Source organism: Paenibacillus sp. J2R1T-4 (assembly GCF_059692235.1).
In genome coordinates, this window is sequence record NZ_JCAUBA010000027.1 from 1 (window position 1) to 18,555 (window position 18,555).

Sequence of the window (18,555 nt, forward strand, 5' to 3'; positions counted from 1 at the left end):
GGTCTCATTATACCTTTGTCTCTTGTCGCCCATCGTTAACACCTCTCGGTTTTGGTATATTCATTATCTGTTTACCGAGTTATGGGTGTCCACTTTTTATTCTAGGTGCATTTGAGGGTTTAGATGTATAAATCTTCGACATATAGAGCAGTAAACGGCCTGTTTTCCGGGTTAGATGTCGAATTCGTATACATCTACCCTGCAATAATCTGATCGAAGAAGCTTCTCTTCTAAAGTCGAACAGAAAGGACAGGAAGGTGGAGCGGAGAAACGAAGTGTTTGCCTTTGTGTTTGGGTTCCTACCTCTAAAAATATAATCAAGGGAACCCAAACACAACAGCAATCGGAGCCCACCTTCCTGTCCTGCCATAGGCACAACTGAACTCAACCGTGAAGGGCCGCTAGAGTGATCTTCTTTAGCGCTTTTTCTGGTATTGTTTTAGCCAATTTACACTCATACATATACTTCCAATCCAGATGACATACTAAAAGGTGTGGCACAAGGAGGGAGGTGAGCGGGGTGGCTAGCGATCAAGTAAAACGACATGCAGAGAAAATAATGGAAAGCTGCGGCAAGCTGCAGAATATGACAACCGACGAGGCGATCCGCAACGAATTATCCAAGATCAAAGAATATTGCAGGGAAATCGAGAGTCAGATTTGAGAGCAGCGAGAGGGCTGGATAGGATCCGGTGCTCTCGTTTTCTATTATTCCATGGAACCTGCACTTTTTTGCGATTTCTATCGTGACATCTACCAATATTTAAGATACATTAATACCGAATGCGTAATCCGGGGGGTATGCGATTGTTTGGAGTTGATAACCTATTACTAAACTTTCTTTTTATTCTGATGGCCGTTCTTGTTTTTTTTTCACTCGGTCTTTATAAGAAGAAAAGTTTCAAACTCATCATTGGAGGCTTCTGCAGTAGTGCCGTAGTATTCTGCATGACATTCCCCTTCACGGTATTCCCAGGTTACATCTACGATCTAAGAATTGTTCCTTTCCTGATCTCTATTCTATACGGCGGATTTACATCTGGTTTCCTTGTATCCATAGTGCTCCTCTTATTTAGGTATATGCTAGGCGGAGATGGTTTTGAGGTGACAGTGGTTGCCTATATGCCAATGTTTGTAATAACGATGCTGTTTCTCAAAATAACAAGAAGTCTTCCTAACAAATTATACATCATGTTTGGAACAGCGCTAGCTTTGACTTCGTCATTGAGCGTGTCTATAAGCACATTAATGATGAACGATGTAGACGGTGAACAACATGCATCGTTTTTTGTTTATTATTGCGTTCTTGTATCCGTATGTATGTGGGTATGTTTGTATATTATTGAGACTACGAGAGAAAACATTAGAATGCGGGATGAAATACAACGATCGGAGAAATTACATGTTCTAGGAGAGCTTGCAGCAACCATCGCGCACGAAATACGGAATCCGCTTACGGTTGCCAAAGGGTTTATCCAATTGCTCGTAACTCGTTCACGGGATGATACCGATATAAGATATTCAAACATCGTTCTGGACGAAATAGATCGAGCGGAAACGATTATATCCGATTATCTCACTTATGCCAAGCCTGAGGCCGGAAAAATCGAAAGAATTGATGTGAAAGTACAATTATTAAATATTATTAATATAATGGAATCCTATGTTATTTCCCACGGCCATATCCTTACCTACAAATTGGAAGAGTCTTTATTTATAGATGGAGAACATAAAAAAATATCTCAAGTGATGGTGAATTTATTCAAAAATGCCGTTGAAGCGATGGAGGAAAGCGGTGCGATCAAGGTGACAGCCTATATGGATAAAAATAAGAATGTTGTGATCGAAGTCTCAGATACCGGTGTAGGCATGACCAGTGAACAAATGTCTCTACTTGGCAACCCCTTTTATTCCACGAAAGCAAAGGGGACAGGACTCGGGCTAATGGTAACTTATCGAATCATTGAAGCTCTGCATGGAGAGATCAAGGTGACAAGCGAAAGAGCGAAGGGAACAACATTCACGGTTACGATTCCCAGTGCATCATAAATGAAACAGCAGGCGCGGGGCGCCTGCAGCTTTGGTGTTCAAGCGGATTCGATACGCGAGTGAGCTGAGTTGTTTATCTTGATTAATTGCCCTTCGACAGGCCTGCCGACCGATAGGATTTGCATTCCGTACTGCGCTGCGAGTTGCCGAGCTTCATCTTGACTATATAAATTCCGACCGTCCGCAAGGATAGGGTTTCGCATGATGACACTACATGCAGCCCAGTCGAGGTCACGAAACTCCGGCCATTCGGTAAGCAGTACTGCGGCGTCGCTTTCATAGAGAGAGGAGCAGGCGTCGGGATATAGCTTGATACGGGGGTCTGGAAAGCTGCTGACGACAGGATCGTAAGCATGAACCTCGGCCCCTGCCGCACAGCATAGTGCGGCAATGCGAATGGAGGGAGCCTCGCGAATATCGTCCGTATTCGGTTTAAAAGCGAGGCCGAGCAGCGTTATACGTCTGCCTGCCAGTCCCCCAAGGGCGTCTGCTATTCTTTGTACCAGACGCTCAGACTGACCTCTGTTAATACGCTCTGTTGCTTCAAGAAGCTGCGTATTCCAATTGAGCCCTTCACCGAGACTCCGCAATGCACGAATGTCCTTCGGGAAGCATGAACCGCCGTATCCGATCCCTGCCTGCAGGAAGGCGGTGCCGATTCGCGGGTCCATTCCTATGCCGCGTGCGATATCATCCACGGTGGCATCAAGCTGCTCGCAGAGCTCTGCGAACATGTTGATGTAAGAAATTTTCATCGCTAGAAAAGCGTTCGCCGCGTATTTGATCAACTCCGCACTTTGAGGCGAACAATTTTGGATGGGGGCTGCTAAGCCGGAGTATAGTTCACTCATCCGCTTTTTACTTTCTTCCGAACGACAGCCAACGATGATTCGATCCGGATGGAAAAAGTCATGCAGGGCACTGCCCTGTCTCAGAAACTCGGGATTATGAACAACATCGATTTGCTGCTGTCCTTTCGTATGCATTACCTGAATCAAATGAGCAACAGAGTCCGTCGTTCCAACGGGAACCGTACTCTTGATCACAAGAAGCTTACTGGAAGTGATGTGCTCGGATACGCTTATTGCTGCATCCCAGAGATGCGAAAGGTCGACATCCCCGTTAGGCAGAGAAGGGGTACCCACGGCGATGATCAAAACCTCGGATTCTTGTACGGCAAAGGCAACGTTGGTGGTAAACCGGATTCTGTTCTCTCTGCGAACGTACTCCAGCGTGTCATCAACTCCAGGCTCCCATATGGTTGGGCGTCCTGCGGTCAACGCCTCAATCTTCCCTCTATCCTTGTCGCAGCATATGACTTGATGGCCCAGCTTGGCGAGACCGATCCCTGTTACCAGACCGACATAACCCGTTCCGATTACGGATACCTTCATCAATCGTTCCTCCTTCATTAAGCATAATCACAACTTATAATGCCATTGTCTTTTCGATTGGTTCTCTACCTTTGCTCAGAGACTGCTCGTAACCCTCTAACAGACGGTCGAAGACGGCTTCCCACGACTGTGTCAGAGCATAGTAACGTCCGTTGCGTCCCCATGCTAGCAGACGCCCAGGTTCCTCGACGATTTCTTGAATTGTTGATGCAAGTGATTCTGCGCTGCGAGGTGTACATAGCCTACCTGTCTTTTTGTCGGTCACAATCTCTTGAACCCCGCCGGAATTTACGCAAAGCGAGGGGATACCGGATGCGAGTGCCTCTAGAACGACGTTGCCGAATGTTTCTGTACCTGAGGGAAAAACGAGCAGATCAGAAGAAGCGTAAAGCTCAGCCAATGCATCGCCGGACTTGTTGCCGGTGAATGTTGTATTCTCTGGCATATGCTGCTGGAGTTCTGCTCTCATCGGACCTTCCCCCACTATGAGCCAATGTATTCTTTGTTGGACATCGTCAGGAAGCATGGAGATTGCCACAGGCAGCAGATCCAGATCTTTCTCGGGTGCGAGTCGCCCCACATAAAGGAACAGTAAAGGTTCTTTTATCCCGTAGTGCTCTCGAATATTGGTGTTTCGTTTGTTCGGATGGAATAAAGTGCAATCGACACCACGCTTCCATAGTTCAACGTGTCGGATGCCATTCTGATTAAGCCGCGTGCGTGTCTCCTCTGAAGGAACGAAGGTAGTCAGACAAGTGTCATGAAACCAGCGGATATAACGCCATATCCAAGGACTTGCAAACGAAAGTCGATAGTACTCCAGATATTTGTCGAAATGGGTGTGATAGGAGGCAACATGAGGAACGCCCAGTTTCTTGCCATAGTGTAAGCCAGCGAGTCCTAAGTTGAATGGGGTGGCGAGATGAAGAAGATCCGGTCGAAAAGAATGAAGCCTGCTGCGGACAGCAAATAGATTCGGAAGTGCTAGTCGGCATTCTGGATACATGAAGAATGGAAGACTGGCGTAACGGTGAATATTGCCGGTAAACAAGTGCTCTCCCTCACAATCAGGGGCAAACACCTCATGGGGTACTCCCCGCAGATCCAAATGGCGTGTCAAACGCTTTAGCGTAAGTGCCACACCGTTCACCTGCGGGTAAAAAGTGTCCGTGAATAGAGCGATGCGCATGCAATCCCTCCTTTTCTGGTTAGCTCCATCTTATGAGAGTATCGTTATGACAGGATTAACGGGAAGTGAAGTGTTTGTGAAGCCGTGTGCAGGACACCGCAACTTATTCCCACAAAAAGGATATAATCTAATATGTTCCATGATTTGGGGGTCATATGTATGATGAGCTATCGGAATAGAATGATTCTATTAGCAGCTGCAATCCTAATAGTTATCACGCTTGGTTTCTTATACTCAACGTCACGAATCGATGAGGAGCTTGTGATCGTCACCCCAGAGAGTACTGCTACTGCAACTGAAACACTGCTTCCAATTCCTACTGCTGCTCCTGCAATAACATCGAGACCCTCCCCGATACCTGTTAAGAACGTTGTCGATGAAATCATACAGAACGATATTCGGACCATCCGAATATTCGAAAGATCGATGCAGGATTATTCAGCTCATGAAACACCTTTCTTTTCCGTTCCGGATCCAACCGTTATGATATTCCCCAGGACACTTCATCCTTGGACCGCAGAGGATCTGGCTCAGCTTCCGAACAGGGTGAAGATTAGTTCATCTACCACTAAATCCGAGATTCCGTTCTCAACCACTCCATTAAAACCGGGCGACTCTACATCCGTTCCCCTCACTCTGATATTAAAGGACGTGCCTCAAGAGGATTTGCTTATCCGCTTCCTCTCCGTGGACGGTAAGCAAGAGAAACAGCTGATCTTACGATATTCGCAACCGATTGGATACACGGTTACTTCAGCAGATGATCCGCATCTAGAGAAATATATGTCCATGCTGAAGGAGGGGCTTTACATCAATCATTATGTGGAGTTGGGCAAGCGTTACACGTACCGGTTTCAATTCACTCACGATATGAATCGGGATAGTGTGCAGGAAAAGCTGCTCGGCTCATTGAAAGGCAGCAAGAATCTCAGCTATGAGTGGAGCTGGGACAATGACAAGGTGCTAAAGCTTCAACTGGATCTCAGGGAGGAAGCCAATTCCCCTTTTATCCCCATTTATCTGAACGGAGTCCGAAATAAAGAAGGATATAGGCTGTCGAGCGAGAGAGCAATACGTATCCAGCCATCTCGCCCTCAATCCTTGTACCAGATCAATCTGACTGAATTAAGCAAAACAAGCTTGTTCTCTTCCTCCATGCATTATGATGGAATTGATGTTTCCCCCTCTGGGAGCTATGGATTGGCCGTTGAAGTAGCTTCCAATGAGATGCACTCGATCTATGCATACTCCCTCATTGACATGAAGGGCCATATTCTGAAATCATTTGGCATTGATGAGATTCATCTCACGAAGTGGTCGCCGGACGGCAATTCCTTTTACTATTTACGCAACAATATCATCATGCAATACTCCATGAACAGCGGTGAACAGAAGGTATTATGGACGCCTCCCGATCAAGCAACACATTCGAGAGTCGTATCATTGGATATGGATCCTAAGACTGGGCAATTGGTGGTAGGCTGGGGCACTCACGATGAAGATGGGCAGTTCACTTATGATTTCTATGTTCTTTCTAATCTTGGAAAAGAGCCCATGCGGATTCCGAATGTCGGTACTTTTTCCTGTTATGAAGGGCCTTGTTTCTTATATAGTCTTCGCATGATCGAGAATGGTGAGATGTATATGGAATCCTATCTGGACAAGGAGAATCCTCCACGGCACACTGCCTATATGCTCAATCTGTCTACTGGGGCCAAAAAGGAAGTGGAACAGAGAATCCAGGATGCAGGCTTGCCGGGGACCATGTTAGATATAGGGAAGGGCCGATTATTAAGCCATAAGCATGACCAAGACTGGTATATCGTGGATAAGAATAGCGGCAGTACCGCTGTGTTCGAGCTGATCCCTAAGGAGGTTAGCATGGTCAGTAAATGGGGGGACTACTTGTATTTCTTCGATGCCCTGAGATAAGTGAAGCTAATTTCAATACCTGTAAGAAAACAACAAATACGGATCCGTCAAAGGAGAAATTATCAAATGTCTCTATCTACATTACTAGCAAGGTGTGTCCCTGAAACGGTTGGTGTATCTTCTGCTGGTCTAACTGCTTTTATCGAAGCCGTGGAAGCGAATCAACTCGGATTGCATAGCTTCATGTTGCTGCGTCATGGCAAGGTTGCAGCTGAAGCTTGGTGGTCGCCTTACAGTCAAGAGCGTAAACATATGGCATTCTCCATCAGTAAAAGCTTCACCTCAACAGCGGTAGGGCTGGCGATAAATGAGGGATTACTAACTATTGAAGATAGAGTGGTATCCTTTTTCCCTGATAAGGAAGTCATCGAGCATGCTTACCTCCAAGAGATGCGAGTCAAGCATTTGCTCACGATGACAGCAGGGCATGCGAAGGATACAATGGATACTGTATTCCAACGCCAAGATGGTGATTGGGTTCAAGCTATGCTGGACGTGCCAGTCGAGTACGAGCCTGGAACTCATTTTGTATATAACAGCGGGGCCAGTTATATGCTGTCCGCCATTCTCGACAGGCTGACTGGACAATCTGTTCACGGGTATTTACAGTCACGGTTATTTGAACCACTCGGTATCACTGGCACTTCGTGGCAAGCTTGTCCACGAGGGATAAGCTGCGGGGGGTGGGGATTGGACTTGAAGACGGAGGATATTGCCCGATTCGGACAGTTATACTTACAGAATGGAGTATGGGATGGCCAACAGATCATACCAGCGGCTTGGGTTGAGGCAGCTACGTCCTATCAGGTTTCTAACGGAAATGAGGGCGGAATTGATGGGCATCAAGGGTACGGCTACCAGTTCTGGCGGTGTCGAAATGGTGCCTATCGTGCGGCCGGCGCATTCGGGCAATATTGTATCGTCATGCCGGAGCAAAATGCGGTGCTTGCCATAACCTCAGGAACGACCAATATGCAGAAAATACTGGACATGGTGTGGGAGCATTTATTGCCTGCTATGGCTGAGGGTGAATGGCCAACAAATGAAAGAGAGTATCAAAAATACACGAATGCAATAGCTTCACTGTCGTACCCGCCGCTTTCCTCAGCCTATATATCTCCTCTTGCCCAGCAAGTAAGTGGACAACGCTATGAGCTGGAGGACAACGAACGGAATCTGCGGTATACCAGAATCCATTTCCGAGAAGATGCGTGTGAGATTACAGTCGGGGGTAAGCAAGGTGAGATGAAGATACTTTGCGGAATGGGAAATTGGCTCGAGGGAGTTATGCCGGATCACGGCACAATAATCCCTATTCTTGCAAGCGGCAAGTGGGAAAGTGAGAACACTTTTATCATGAATTGGAGATTTGTGGAGTCGCCTTTTATTGATGTGTTAACATGCACTTTTGATGAGGACCGTGTGAGTATAAGGATAGATTTTTTGAGAGGTTCTGCGGTGTTGCTTGGAAAAAAAGCAGAATAAGATTCTAAGTATCGTCATCTTGAGAGAGGTAGGATTCTGTGGGTTCATTCAAATATTGTCCGTTGTGTGCAGAAAAGTTGGTAGGGGAGTACCAAGTTGGAAAAAGCTATCCTCACTGTCCCACGGGGCATTACACTTATTATGCGAATCAGTCAGTTGGAGCAGTAGCAATTATTGCGGATCAGGGACGTGTTTTGTTAGAACGCAGAGCAATTCAAACTGGTTATGGATTGTGGGCATTGCCAGGTGGGATGGCCGAACAAGCAGAATCGATTGAGGAATGCGTAACCAGAGAGGTATTGGAAGAAACGGGTCTCGTTGTTGCCGTAACGAAATTATTGGATGTGATCGGCGGGAAAAAAGTTTGCATTGTCTTCTATGAGGTCCGTATCACGGGCGGTTCCCTCCAAAAGTCGGAGGAATCGTTAGAACTGGCTTGGTTCTCGCCGCTAGATATTCCCTTTGAGCAGTTTGCCTTTCATCGGCATCGAGAAGTATTAGAACGATGGCTGGAAGGTCAGGGATCGGTTTGACAGAGTAATAGTAATGGATCATAATAAAGACAATAGCACTAGGGGAAGCACCTCACAAAGCCAAACACCAAACGTGTTGCTTTGGTGAGGTGCTATTTGTTTGGATGAGGAGGCGAATCGCATAATGAGAAGGAACAAAAAAGATGGGGAACAGATCAAGGAGCAGCAGATCACTTACGATATATATGCGGCTATGCCGGATGACGGACACCGTTATGAGATTTTCGAGGGGGAGCTTGAGATGATGTCCCCTGGACCGTCAACGACTCACCAATCCGTAAGCGGAGAACTTGAATTCCTGTTAAAACAGAGCTGCAGATCGGATTATATCATTTATCATGCGCCGCTTGATGTGATATTGAGTGAGAGGAATGTCGTGCAACCGGATATTATGATGATTCACCGCAGTCGACAGCATATTGTAACTTTGAGAGGAATTGAAGGTCCGCCTGACCTGGTAGTGGAAATTATTTCACCGGGCTCCCGTAAGCGGGACAAAATAGACAAAATGTGGATTTACGCCAAACATGGGGTTCCTGAGTATTGGATTGTAGATTCCGATGCGAGGATACTGGAGCAGTATCGGCTTCATGGTGAGCTTTACGAGCTCTTCAATCTATTTGAAGGCAATGAGAAGGTAACTTCAGATAAGCTGCCTTGTGTTTCTTTTGTCATCAGCGATATATTTAGTGAAATGTCGATTGCGGAAAGGAAAGAATGATAAGCCAGGTTCCCTGATTCTATGGACTTGCAATCATAGGTAGTATTTGGCATACAAAAAATCCTCGACGGGATGCGTCGAGGACTTGTGTTAGCTAATTATTGCGGGGGCAGGATTTGAACCTGCGGCCTTCGGGTTATGAGCCCGACGAGCTACCGGGCTGCTCCACCCCGCGACATTCGTTAAGTTTCACCAGTTTCATCCGGAGGTCCTTAGTATAGCTCATATTGGATGAGAACACAAGCAGAAGCGATAATATTCTCTATAAGCTATTTACATGGGGAATCCATTGGGGGAGAATGGAAGAGAAAAACTCGATGCAGAAACGAGGAGATACGGTGAAGATCTTTATTATGTCCGATATGGAAGGCGTATGCGGCGTGATTAGTCACGATGAATGGGTTACACCTCAGGGCCGGTATTATGCGGAAGGCAAGGAGTTGCTCACTCTGGAAGTGAATGCAGCGATTGAAGGGTTTGCTGCTGCGGGGGCAACGGAGTTTCTCGTTGCGGACGGGCATGGTTACGGAGGCATTAATCATTTGATGCTCGACAAGCGGGCTCAATTTGTGCGTGGGCCGCTTCCCGGACCTTATCCGTTCATGCTGGATGGAACGTTCGACGCCATGGCCTGGGTAGGACAGCATGCGAAGGCTGGCACCGAATGCGCACAAATGGCCCATACCGGCTGGTTCGACGTCATCGATTACAATATAAACGGAGTATCCGTCGGAGAATTCGGGCAGATGGCTTTGTGCGGTGCATCTCTTGGAGTGCGGTCGATCTTCGGGGCAGGCGATGAAGCTTTCACGAAGGAAGCGGCAGAGCTGATCCCGGGAATCGAGACGGTAAGCGTCAAACGTGGGATATTGCCTGGAAGCGGGGACGAATGCACCGTAGACGAATATAAAGATCGCAACAACGGAGCGATCCATATCGCACCTGAGATTGCTCGGGAACGGATTCGCCAGGGAGCGGAGCGGGCATTGTCCAGGTTCGCGAACAACCGGGAACAGTTCCCTCTGTTGAAGTTTGAACCGCCGTTCTCGCGGGAAGTCCGCTACCGCAGCGGTGGAACGAATGGGGCGCGCACGATGGTGTCCGAGCATCCGGACAGCGTAATCGGACTGTTGAACGGGAAGATGAGGCTGAAGGAGTAGCTGGTTCACGTTGAGATGAAAGGACTGTCTCGTTAACCAAGAGAATTTTCTTTTAACGAGAATGGTAGTTTTGGATCAAGAGGAGGGAGTTAATCACTCCCTCCTTCTTGATTAGATAACGCTTTAACTTTTTGCCACTCCGCGATATGCTTCTCTAGAATCCCGATAACCACGTCCAGATCCTGCACGAAGTTTTCTTTGTCGCCTGACTTGATCGCTCCATAGGAGTTTATTACCTCGGGTGCCAAGGGGGTGAAAGGCGGCAAATTAGCAATTAATCGCTGCAGCCTGTCCTCCAGTGGTGTAACGGTCAAAATTGCCACTGATTGTGGAGCTTCTCTCAGCTGTTCTACGGGTTTCTCACTCTTTGCTGTTTTTGTAACTTCCTTCGCAACTTCTTTCGCCTTTGCCGCTTTTTCCCTCTCTGCACGATTCTGCCTGAACACGGACCAGGTCTCAAGAAGCTCAGGTCCTGATTTATACAATAACTTCCCCTTGGTGTTATCTGAAATATCCTTATCTTTAAACAAGCTGGCGATCTTCTTCACATCACTCACGAACATCTCATCTCTTGCCACAATCAAGGCCAAGGTATCGCGATGCTCGATTGCCAAATCCTTGAGAGGCATCAACTGCTCTTCCGTCAGCCTATCTTTCTTAATTTCCGTACCGCTGATGATCAATTTTCGTACAGCCTTACCGAACTTCAACAAATCCACTTTGTTCTTGATATAGGCTTCTGGCTTGCCGAGTTTGCTAGAAACAAATTTAATAGAGCTTTTGAACTTGGGATCATTGAGCAGTTTATTGAACGCTTCGGCTTCTTCTATGGGAGAAAAGCCCTCTCGGGTCAAATTTTCGGCAATTTGCTCCAAATAAATTTCGGTCTCGTCGGTAAGGGTGGAAACGATGCAGGGAATGGTCGGTAGCCCTAACGTGCTGCAAGCCTTGTATCGTCGGTTGCCATATATGATTTTGTAACGGCCGTCATGGGTTGATCTTACCTTGATCGGAGATAGCAAGCCGAGCTCCCCGATGCTGGTCATTAATTCTTGCAAAGAATCTTCATCAAACTGATATCTGGGTTGATCCTTATCTTCGTCAATTAAATGTGTAGCAATCTGGATAATGTCCATTTGATTTCTCCTATCGTTCGATTAGGTCGCACCGTAAGGCAGAGCAGCAGATGGGGACACCCGTATTATATACCACGCCGTAGATTAGCGCATCCTTTGCAGAAGACATTTCCAGTAGACGGCACTTGATTAGTAGCAACAACGCACAAAAAAACCGCGAAACTAGCGTTCCGCGGACATGCTTGCTTTCTTCTTATAAGCAATCTTAGATAGTGTAATGCTAACTTCATATAAAATCAGGAGGGGGACAATCACCAGTATATCGGAGATCAGATCAGGCGGGGTAATGGTGATCGATAGCACAGCCAGACCGAAGTAAGCGAGCTTGCGTGCTTTGGCTAACCGCCAAGGGTCTATGATACCTAGCCTGGTAAGGAACAGGATGACGACCGGCATCTCGAACAGCAGCCCGAACGGAAGGGTCAGGTTGAGCATGAAGCGGAAATATCGTTCGGCTGTATACATCGCTAGCACTTGCCCCTGCGCCATTTCTTTCATAAAGTCGAACACCATCGGAAATAACACGAAATAACCGAAGCTGATGCCGACTGCGAACAGGATTGCCAAGGCAGGAATATAAGCGAGTGTGGCTTTGCGCTCTTCCTTGCTTAGCGCGGGTCTGATGAACTGCCAGAGCTGTAAGCCTATGATGGGTATCGTAACTCCTAGGGCGAACACGCCTGATATCACGAAGTAAACCCACAGCAGATCTGTTGGTCCGAGGACGGTCAATTGACCGCCCGCGTCCTTGGCTAGAAGCTTGTACAGCTTGGGAGCATATAAGAAAGCTCCGATCACAGCGATGAGGAAGGAAATCAGCACAATAATGATTCGCTTGCGCAGCTCTTCCAAATGACCTAACAAATGCATGTCCTTTTCTTTCATAGGCTATTTGGGGTCGATGGAAGTGGAGGACTGCTTGAGTGCCGCTTTTTCCTCGGCTTTCCCTTCATCCTCTCCACTCATCAAACCTCTGGTCGCGCTTTTGAATTCGCTCAGGGTGCGTCCGAACGCTTTGCCCAGTTCTGGAAGCTTGGAAGGCCCAAATATAATTAGAGCTATGATCAGAAGCAAGATCAGACCGGGAATTCCTATATTGCCAAAAGGCATGACGCTTCATTCCTTCCTGATTAGAATTTAAAACCAGTGATAGCAACTACAGCAGGGCGAGGCATGCTGTCTCCCGGACGATGCGGCCACATACTGGTTGGCTTGCTGAGATCAGTAGTATTTTCTCCAGGATGCTGAACGGCAAGGAAGAGGGTGCTCTCATCCGGTGTGAACCAAGGTCCGGTCAATTCGGCATCCGTAGGGGCGGAAGCGAACTGAAGAGCGTCCCCTTTGGCGGAACCAGATATTGGAATGATGAACATGCCATTATTTCCGAAGGAAGTATGAACTCCTTTATTCATGCTGCTGGAGGAGATGTCTGTTACGGTCCACAGATTCCCGTTGCTGTCGAAGGTCAGATTATCCGGTGCGCTGAAGCCGCTTTGACGGCCGCCCGCTGCGAAGATCTCAAAATCGAATTCCATAGCGCCAAGATCGGAATCCTTCTCGAAGAAGCGAGTAATATGTCCATGAATGTTGCCGTGGTTATCGTTATTCGTGTGGGCAACGAAGAATGTGTTATCGAATGGACAAATCTCGATATCCTCAGGGCGATCCGTCGGAGTTGCCCCCAGAATAATAGCAGCCTCGTGAGTATAAACGGCAACGTCTGCTTGGGTTTTGAACTTGGCTTGCAGATCTTCTTTTTTCTTGCCGAGCAGGGCAGGTACTTTATAATTGGCGTCGTTAAGCAGCTTCTGCACCGCTTCAATCGTCAAAGCGATCCACTTGCCTTTTTTCAAATCAGCTGCATAAAGGGTGCCTTCTCTTAGAAGTTGAGTGTTCGCTTTACCTTTGATCGGATCGAATATTCCCTTGCTGATGTATTTGTAAATGCAGGCATCCTTCTTGTCGTCTCCCATGTATACAACCGCTCTGCCGTCTTTGGCCAAGCCCATAGCGGTATTCTCATGATTGAAACGGCCGAGACTTGTATGCTTGCGAAGATGGAAGTTTTCGTCGAACGGGTCCACTTCTATAACCCAACCGTAATGGGTGGCGTCGAGGCCAGCTTCTGCGCTAGTTTCTTCGAAGTTTTCCTCACAGGACAACAGTGTATTCCACAGCGTCATCCCGCCTGAACAGTTGGCGAATGTGCCTTGCACAGTCGTTGCATGATTGACGGAGCTTGTCCCGGCGGCTACACCTTCTAACTCGAAAGGAGTGAGACCGGTGACGCGGCGCGCATATTTGGAGCTTGTATCCATATTCCATACGCCGTTCTCATCACGATATACCTCAATGATGGATCCACCCTGTACATAGAGAGCTTTTTCGATTTGTGCCTGGGTCAGCTTGCCATTCTTCTTGCCGTGAACGAATATTTCGCTGGAATACTCATGGTTAACCCATAGCAAACCGCGATTGTTGGAGCCCTCAATGGGAAAATAGACCGTGAAATCATTGTTAAATCCGAAGGTGTCGCCTTTCTTATTGATCACGTCGCCGAATGCAGCGACAACATCGTATTTGTACCCTTTCGGCAGCAGCAGATGGTCTTCCTTGGAAGGGTTGATCGGATCGAAGTAACCTGAAACTTTATTCGTTTTATAGCCAAAAAGATGGTCAGCGCTGGCAGCACCCGCTTTCCCTTCCGTCAATGAACCTAAACCTGCAGAAGCAACAGCAAGAGCAGCCGTTCCTTGACCCAAAAAAGATAGAAACTTGCGGCGATTAATCGTTTCCATGGTTTCACCCTTCCTCATTTTCCCGATACTTGGGCGGGATATGTAGTTATTGTAGCGGTCAAGTGTAATAGGAGTGTGAAATGCAGCTTAAGATATTGTTAACGCCAGTGTCTAAGTGTACAAAACAAAAAACCTGACCACAAATGGCCAGGTTATTAATGTTGGGTTGTCTCTGAACTTGTTTGGAGAGGGGAGAGTCCGTTCCGATCAGATAGCCAGTTGTAACGTAGGTTATTTTACGGGAATAGGTGGTTTGAACGAAAATAACAAATGATACTATGGCTTATTTAGTTTGTTTTAGGGGGAATCCTATCAATTACACCCAAATAAAGGATAGTAGAATAGGCTATTTGCCAAGAGAGATATGAATGTGCTCAAATAACCAATAGTAAGATTGCTTATCCGTTGACCCTCCCTCGAACAGGGACAATTATCCTACCTTCAACCAACCATCTCATATTTGGTGTGTTCTAATAGAGCAATCTGGAGCTAGACTACCAGGCATAAGCTTCAGGTGCTGGCTTGCCAGGTCCAGGGAAAATTTCATCCAATCGCTTCAAAGTATCTTCGCTGAGTGTTACTTCTGGTACCCGCAGAGAATCTTCCAACTGCTCAAGCGTACGCGGTCCAATGATCGGAGCAGTAACAGCCGGGTTAGCTAATACCCACGCCAGTGCAACGACATCTTCCTTCTCGCCGAGCTCGCCGCAGAGTGCGGAGAATTGCTCCAATTGCCTGCGGAACTTCTCGATCCGCTCTACGGAGCGGGTGCTCCTTGCGCCCGAACCGGATAAGGCATTGCGGCCTAACAGACCTCCCGCCAACGGGCTCCATGGGATTACACCTAGGCCAAGGCTTTGAGCGGCCGGCAATACTTCCAGTTCAGGCAACCTTTGCGTGAGATTATATAAATGCTGCTCCGATACGAGACCAAGGAAATGGCGGGCTTTGGCTTCCGCTTGCGCAACTGCAATGTGCCAGCCTGCAAAGTTGCTAGAGCCGACGTAGCCAATTGAACCCTTGTTCACAGCAGCCTCGAATACGCCCCACAGCTCATCCCAAGATACATTTCGATCGATATGGTGCATTTGATAGAGCTCGATATGATCAGTCTGAAGCCTGCGGAGGGAGGCTTCCAGATGTCGGCGTATTTTGTAGGAGGACAGTCCGCGGGGTTCATTCGGTCCATCGTTCGGGTCACCCATTGTACCGTACACTTTGGTGGCAAGCACAACTTTCTCCCGGCGATTGCCGCCTTGTGCGAACCAGCGCCCGATGATCTCCTCGGTCCAACCTTGCTTGCCTGTACCTCCATACACATTGGCAGTGTCGAAGAAGTTGATCCCTGCATTCAGGGCGGCATCCATAATGCGGAATGCTTCTCGTTCTTCTGTCTCCGGTCCGAAATTCATCGTGCCCAGACATAAACGGCTTACCTTCAATCCTGATTTACCCAAGCTGGTATACTGCATCATTCATCCTCCCGTTTCTCTTGATTGATAGGGTTGTTTGTATCCCTTGATTCCAGAAAACTAGCAGCTGACGAATGCTTTCATTATACTAGAGTTAGAACTGTAAGGACAATTTCCAAATTGCTTTTCTGGTTACTTTAAACAAAGATCTCGCCCTCAAGAGGACGAGATCGAATGTCACACTGTGCTAACTGCTTGCACGAAGTCATCTACATCGTACACGAACCCAAACGCAAGAGCCACCCTCCATAATGCCAGCTCTTTATTAAGCTCTTGCCGTGCCGTTTCTTTGTTCTCCACGGCTGTCACGGCCTGACGGATCGCGGAGCAGATGATCCCGTGTTTGGTCATATCCGCCATGCCGCCGGGGGATAACAGCAGACACCAGTTGATCGCGAACCCGGTATAGATCAAATGGTTAATTCCATGCTCTTTGCATAAGGCAAAGAGCTGGCTCGAAGTGGCAGCTATACCCTCGTCGCCTTGCGGCTCGGATTCCTTCAGAAAGCGAACATGAGGGGAGCCCTTAGCGATATCTGCTTGATTGTGAGCCCCCGGGAACACTTTGGCGGATCTAAAGTCACGTAATTGTGCATGCACCGGATCTCCCGCGATCCTCTCGGGTGAAGGGGGTTCTTCACCTGCGAGCTGAGCAGCTATACCGTAACCAGGATAGTGAGAATAGTAGTCGCGGCCCCCAACAACGTGAAATAGCTTGAGTCCGGACCCGCGGACGGCACCTAGCAACTGCGGAAAAATATGTCTGCTAATGGCATACGATCTAGGCGTGTATTCAACGGCCCGGCGCCAACCAGGGTACTGTTCGGGAGTACCGATGTCCCAAGCATGCATCACCACAACGGCGGTATGCTCCAGACTGAGCGGCAAATCGGTTTTCTGCCAACCGCCGTATCCTTCGCCTGGAACATCCAGTGTGAGGTCAGCATCAAAATGTTGATAGTAGTTTGTGGGTACTATTACGGGTTCCATTGTTAACTAACCTCCTCGTACATTGTGCTACTATTTGATGGCTCCCGCTGCCCGGACCTGTTCGGTATAGGCGTCAAGCAGCTTTTGACCGCCCAACTCATTCAGGATCTTGTCGAGCACTTTCTTCCATTCCGTCGAAGGCAGCTCGCCGAGAGCGATTTTGGCCATCGTTTCATTCTCAAGCTTCTGCTGAGCTACAAGATCAACACCTTCAGGAGGCGAGACGTTAGTGCCGATCGGTGCAGAGATTGGATAACTGTCAACCTTTTTCAGCATAGCTCGTTCCTCTTCCGTCATGCGCGGATCAATGACCTCAAGGCCGAGTGTTTGCGGCTGCTCCGGACTGAACACTTGATAGATTCCGAGCCAGTTGTTCTTATCCTCAATGTCCCTCTTGATCGCGTCAGGGATGAGTGTAATCTTATTGCCGCTGCGAGTATAGTGCACGCCCTCTTTCCCGTAGTGGGTAAGGATATAGCCTTCTTCGCTAAGTAAATAATCTATTACTTGTAATGCCTTTTCAACCTTCTTAGGGTTCTTGGCGGCAATTTTGGTTACAACAGCCGACATGGAAGGCAGATTTTCCTGCCAGCCCGGAACCTTGTCAACAGCGTTAAAAGCAGTCCATTTGGCATTCGGGTTGATTCCTTTGCTCTGAGATGCAGGGGAGGAAGGAATGCTCGTTAAGCCGAATTTGCCCGTGTAATCGCGAATCATGCCGACTCTGCCCTGAATTGCCTTATCAATATGCGCAGTTCCTTTTTGAAGAAACCAGTCAGGGTCCACAGAACCGTTCTTCACCATCCGGTTAATATCACGGAGCGCGGCCTCAGCGCGGTAATCCATTTGGTAGTGAATGAGCTTGTTGTCCTTTACATACAAGGCACCCTCAAGGCCGTTGGCCACGAATTGGGGCCAGTCGATTGTAATTCCATTCCCTCCTGCGGAAACAGAGAAGCCATACGTATCCTTCTTGCCATTGCCGTCCGGATCATCATTAGTAAATGCTTGCGCTACCTTCTCGAACTCCGCCAGATTGGTAGGAACTTTTAAGCCGAGCTTATCCAGCCAGTCTTGACGAACATACCATGACACAGGAGATTTTACCAGAGTAGGAATGGGAATACGTTGAATTTCCGGCTTCGTCTTATCCATGGAAAACCGCTTGAAAACAACATCTTGTGTAAACCATTTGAAATAACCAGGAAGCTTCTCTGGGCTTACATAAGTATTCAAATCAACAAGCATATTATTGTTTTTATACTCCAACGCTTTGAGCCCGCCAGACAATATGAGATCGGGTGAATCGTTCGAGGCGAGTCGTACGTTCAGCTTGTTGTAACGGTCTTCACCATTCAACATGTTGTAGTTCAACTTAAGTTCGATATTGAGCTTCTTTTCAATGGCCATTCTTACGAAATCATCATTTCCTGACGGCAAGGCTGCACTAGCGTTAGGTGTATAGCTGTAAATTTCGATCGTCTCGCGTTTCTCATTGTTCGAAGGCTGAGGCTGAGAAGTGGCGGCAGGATCACTCGTCTTCTCCGTCTGGCCGTTCTCCTCCTTACTCGAGCACCCTGCCAAGATTAAGCAAACAACGAATAGTAATACCACGTTCCATTTATACGGTTTCATCGACTGCACCCCTTATCATTGATATATTCAGCCAGTCTTCGATGTTTGTCTTATCAGAACG

General features: G+C 47.6%; 16 protein-coding genes and 1 tRNA gene. 7 read left to right on the forward strand and 10 right to left on the reverse strand.

Going from position 1 to position 18,555, the window contains the following annotated elements; translation table 11 throughout:
* The first annotated feature begins 520 nt into the window (after nt 1–520).
* Together AC58QD_RS29380 and AC58QD_RS29385 are read left to right on the forward strand one after the other, a co-directional pair.
* A complete protein-coding gene (locus AC58QD_RS29380; RefSeq protein ID WP_497338602.1) occupies nt 521–664 on the forward strand; it encodes a hypothetical protein in 144 nt (47 codons plus the stop codon).
* Nucleotides 665–807: 143 nt separating this feature from the next.
* The gene (locus tag AC58QD_RS29385) at nt 808–2,049 is read left to right on the forward strand and encodes an ATP-binding protein (RefSeq protein WP_497338603.1); all 1,242 of its coding nucleotides are present in this window, start codon (nt 808–810) and stop codon (nt 2,047–2,049) included.
* Between the two features lie 38 nt (nt 2,050–2,087).
* Here AC58QD_RS29385 and AC58QD_RS29390 read toward each other — a convergent pair whose 3' ends face one another.
* Nucleotides 2,088–3,443 carry a UDP-glucose dehydrogenase family protein gene (locus tag AC58QD_RS29390; protein WP_497338604.1) on the reverse strand — a complete coding sequence of 452 codons (1,356 nt, stop codon included), beginning with the start codon at nt 3,441–3,443 and terminating at the stop codon, nt 2,088–2,090.
* A gap of 34 nt (nt 3,444–3,477) precedes the next feature.
* Nucleotides 3,478–4,632 carry a glycosyltransferase family 4 protein gene (locus AC58QD_RS29395; RefSeq protein ID WP_497338605.1) on the reverse strand — a complete coding sequence of 385 codons (1,155 nt, stop codon included), beginning with the start codon at nt 4,630–4,632 and terminating at the stop codon, nt 3,478–3,480.
* Nucleotides 4,633–4,791: 159 nt separating this feature from the next.
* Between AC58QD_RS29395 and AC58QD_RS29400 the strand changes: the two genes are divergently transcribed.
* From AC58QD_RS29400 to AC58QD_RS29415, 4 genes are all read left to right on the forward strand, one after another.
* On the forward strand, nt 4,792–6,564 hold the full coding sequence (locus tag AC58QD_RS29400; RefSeq protein ID WP_497338606.1) for a hypothetical protein: 1,773 nt from the start codon (nt 4,792–4,794) through the stop codon (nt 6,562–6,564).
* 66 nt (nt 6,565–6,630) lie between these two features.
* Nucleotides 6,631–8,049: a serine hydrolase domain-containing protein gene (locus tag AC58QD_RS29405; protein WP_497338607.1), complete on the forward strand. Its 1,419-nt coding sequence runs from the start codon at nt 6,631–6,633 to the stop codon at nt 8,047–8,049.
* 38 nt (nt 8,050–8,087) lie between these two features.
* The gene (locus tag AC58QD_RS29410; RefSeq protein WP_497338608.1) at nt 8,088–8,582 is read left to right on the forward strand and encodes an NUDIX hydrolase; all 495 of its coding nucleotides are present in this window, start codon (nt 8,088–8,090) and stop codon (nt 8,580–8,582) included.
* A gap of 124 nt (nt 8,583–8,706) precedes the next feature.
* Complete coding sequence (locus AC58QD_RS29415; protein WP_497338609.1) at nt 8,707–9,303, forward strand: Uma2 family endonuclease; 597 nt, start codon at nt 8,707–8,709, stop codon at nt 9,301–9,303.
* Between the two features lie 101 nt (nt 9,304–9,404).
* On the opposite strand, the gene AC58QD_RS29420 is transcribed toward AC58QD_RS29415, so the two are convergent.
* Nucleotides 9,405–9,478: transfer RNA gene (locus tag AC58QD_RS29420), tRNA-Met, on the reverse strand.
* A 142-nt stretch (nt 9,479–9,620) separates the two neighbouring features.
* Here AC58QD_RS29420 and AC58QD_RS29425 point away from each other — a divergent pair.
* Nucleotides 9,621–10,463: a M55 family metallopeptidase gene (locus tag AC58QD_RS29425; protein ID WP_497338610.1), complete on the forward strand. Its 843-nt coding sequence runs from the start codon at nt 9,621–9,623 to the stop codon at nt 10,461–10,463.
* 89 nt (nt 10,464–10,552) lie between these two features.
* Here the strand turns inward: AC58QD_RS29425 and AC58QD_RS29430 are convergent, their stop codons facing one another.
* From AC58QD_RS29430 to AC58QD_RS29460, 7 genes are all read right to left on the reverse strand, one after another.
* Entirely contained in the window at nt 10,553–11,599 is a 1,047-nt protein-coding gene (locus AC58QD_RS29430; RefSeq protein WP_497338611.1) for a ParB/RepB/Spo0J family partition protein, read from the reverse strand.
* Nucleotides 11,600–11,761: 162 nt separating this feature from the next.
* Complete coding sequence (gene tatC / locus AC58QD_RS29435; protein WP_497338612.1) at nt 11,762–12,484, reverse strand: twin-arginine translocase subunit TatC; 723 nt, start codon at nt 12,482–12,484, stop codon at nt 11,762–11,764.
* 3 nt (nt 12,485–12,487) lie between these two features.
* The gene (tatA, locus tag AC58QD_RS29440; RefSeq protein ID WP_497338613.1) at nt 12,488–12,709 is read right to left on the reverse strand and encodes a twin-arginine translocase TatA/TatE family subunit; all 222 of its coding nucleotides are present in this window, start codon (nt 12,707–12,709) and stop codon (nt 12,488–12,490) included.
* Nucleotides 12,710–12,729: 20 nt separating this feature from the next.
* Nucleotides 12,730–14,397: a PhoX family protein gene (locus tag AC58QD_RS29445; protein ID WP_497338614.1), complete on the reverse strand. Its 1,668-nt coding sequence runs from the start codon at nt 14,395–14,397 to the stop codon at nt 12,730–12,732.
* Nucleotides 14,398–14,891: 494 nt separating this feature from the next.
* Nucleotides 14,892–15,869, reverse strand: a complete 978-nt coding sequence (locus AC58QD_RS29450; RefSeq protein ID WP_497338648.1) for an aldo/keto reductase — start codon at nt 15,867–15,869, stop codon at nt 14,892–14,894.
* A 177-nt stretch (nt 15,870–16,046) separates the two neighbouring features.
* Nucleotides 16,047–16,859: a hypothetical protein gene (locus AC58QD_RS29455; protein ID WP_497338615.1), complete on the reverse strand. Its 813-nt coding sequence runs from the start codon at nt 16,857–16,859 to the stop codon at nt 16,047–16,049.
* Between the two features lie 30 nt (nt 16,860–16,889).
* A complete protein-coding gene (locus tag AC58QD_RS29460) occupies nt 16,890–18,494 on the reverse strand; it encodes an extracellular solute-binding protein (protein ID WP_497338616.1) in 1,605 nt (534 codons plus the stop codon).
* Nucleotides 18,495–18,555: the final 61 nt, after the last annotated feature.

What these genes read in the sequence shown, in the direction of transcription:
- AC58QD_RS29390 (WP_497338604.1), bottom strand. Translation starts at nt 3,443, where the DNA reads ATGAAGGTATCCGTAATCGGAACGGGTTATGTCGGTCTGGTAACAGGG.
- AC58QD_RS29395 (WP_497338605.1), bottom strand. Translation starts at nt 4,632, where the DNA reads ATGCGCATCGCTCTATTCACGGACACTTTTTACCCGCAGGTGAACGGT.
- AC58QD_RS29400 (WP_497338606.1), top strand. Translation starts at nt 4,792, where the DNA reads ATGATGAGCTATCGGAATAGAATGATTCTATTAGCAGCTGCAATCCTA.
- AC58QD_RS29405 (WP_497338607.1), top strand. Translation starts at nt 6,631, where the DNA reads ATGTCTCTATCTACATTACTAGCAAGGTGTGTCCCTGAAACGGTTGGT.
- AC58QD_RS29415 (WP_497338609.1), top strand. Translation starts at nt 8,707, where the DNA reads ATGAGAAGGAACAAAAAAGATGGGGAACAGATCAAGGAGCAGCAGATC.
- AC58QD_RS29425 (WP_497338610.1), top strand. Translation starts at nt 9,621, where the DNA reads ATGCAGAAACGAGGAGATACGGTGAAGATCTTTATTATGTCCGATATG.
- AC58QD_RS29430 (WP_497338611.1), bottom strand. Translation starts at nt 11,599, where the DNA reads ATGGACATTATCCAGATTGCTACACATTTAATTGACGAAGATAAGGAT.
- tatC (WP_497338612.1), bottom strand. Translation starts at nt 12,484, where the DNA reads ATGAAAGAAAAGGACATGCATTTGTTAGGTCATTTGGAAGAGCTGCGC.
- tatA (WP_497338613.1), bottom strand. Translation starts at nt 12,709, where the DNA reads ATGCCTTTTGGCAATATAGGAATTCCCGGTCTGATCTTGCTTCTGATC.
- AC58QD_RS29445 (WP_497338614.1), bottom strand. Translation starts at nt 14,397, where the DNA reads ATGGAAACGATTAATCGCCGCAAGTTTCTATCTTTTTTGGGTCAAGGA.
- AC58QD_RS29450 (WP_497338648.1), bottom strand. Translation starts at nt 15,869, where the DNA reads ATGCAGTATACCAGCTTGGGTAAATCAGGATTGAAGGTAAGCCGTTTA.
- AC58QD_RS29455 (WP_497338615.1), bottom strand. Translation starts at nt 16,859, where the DNA reads ATGGAACCCGTAATAGTACCCACAAACTACTATCAACATTTTGATGCT.
- AC58QD_RS29460 (WP_497338616.1), bottom strand. Translation starts at nt 18,494, where the DNA reads ATGAAACCGTATAAATGGAACGTGGTATTACTATTCGTTGTTTGCTTA.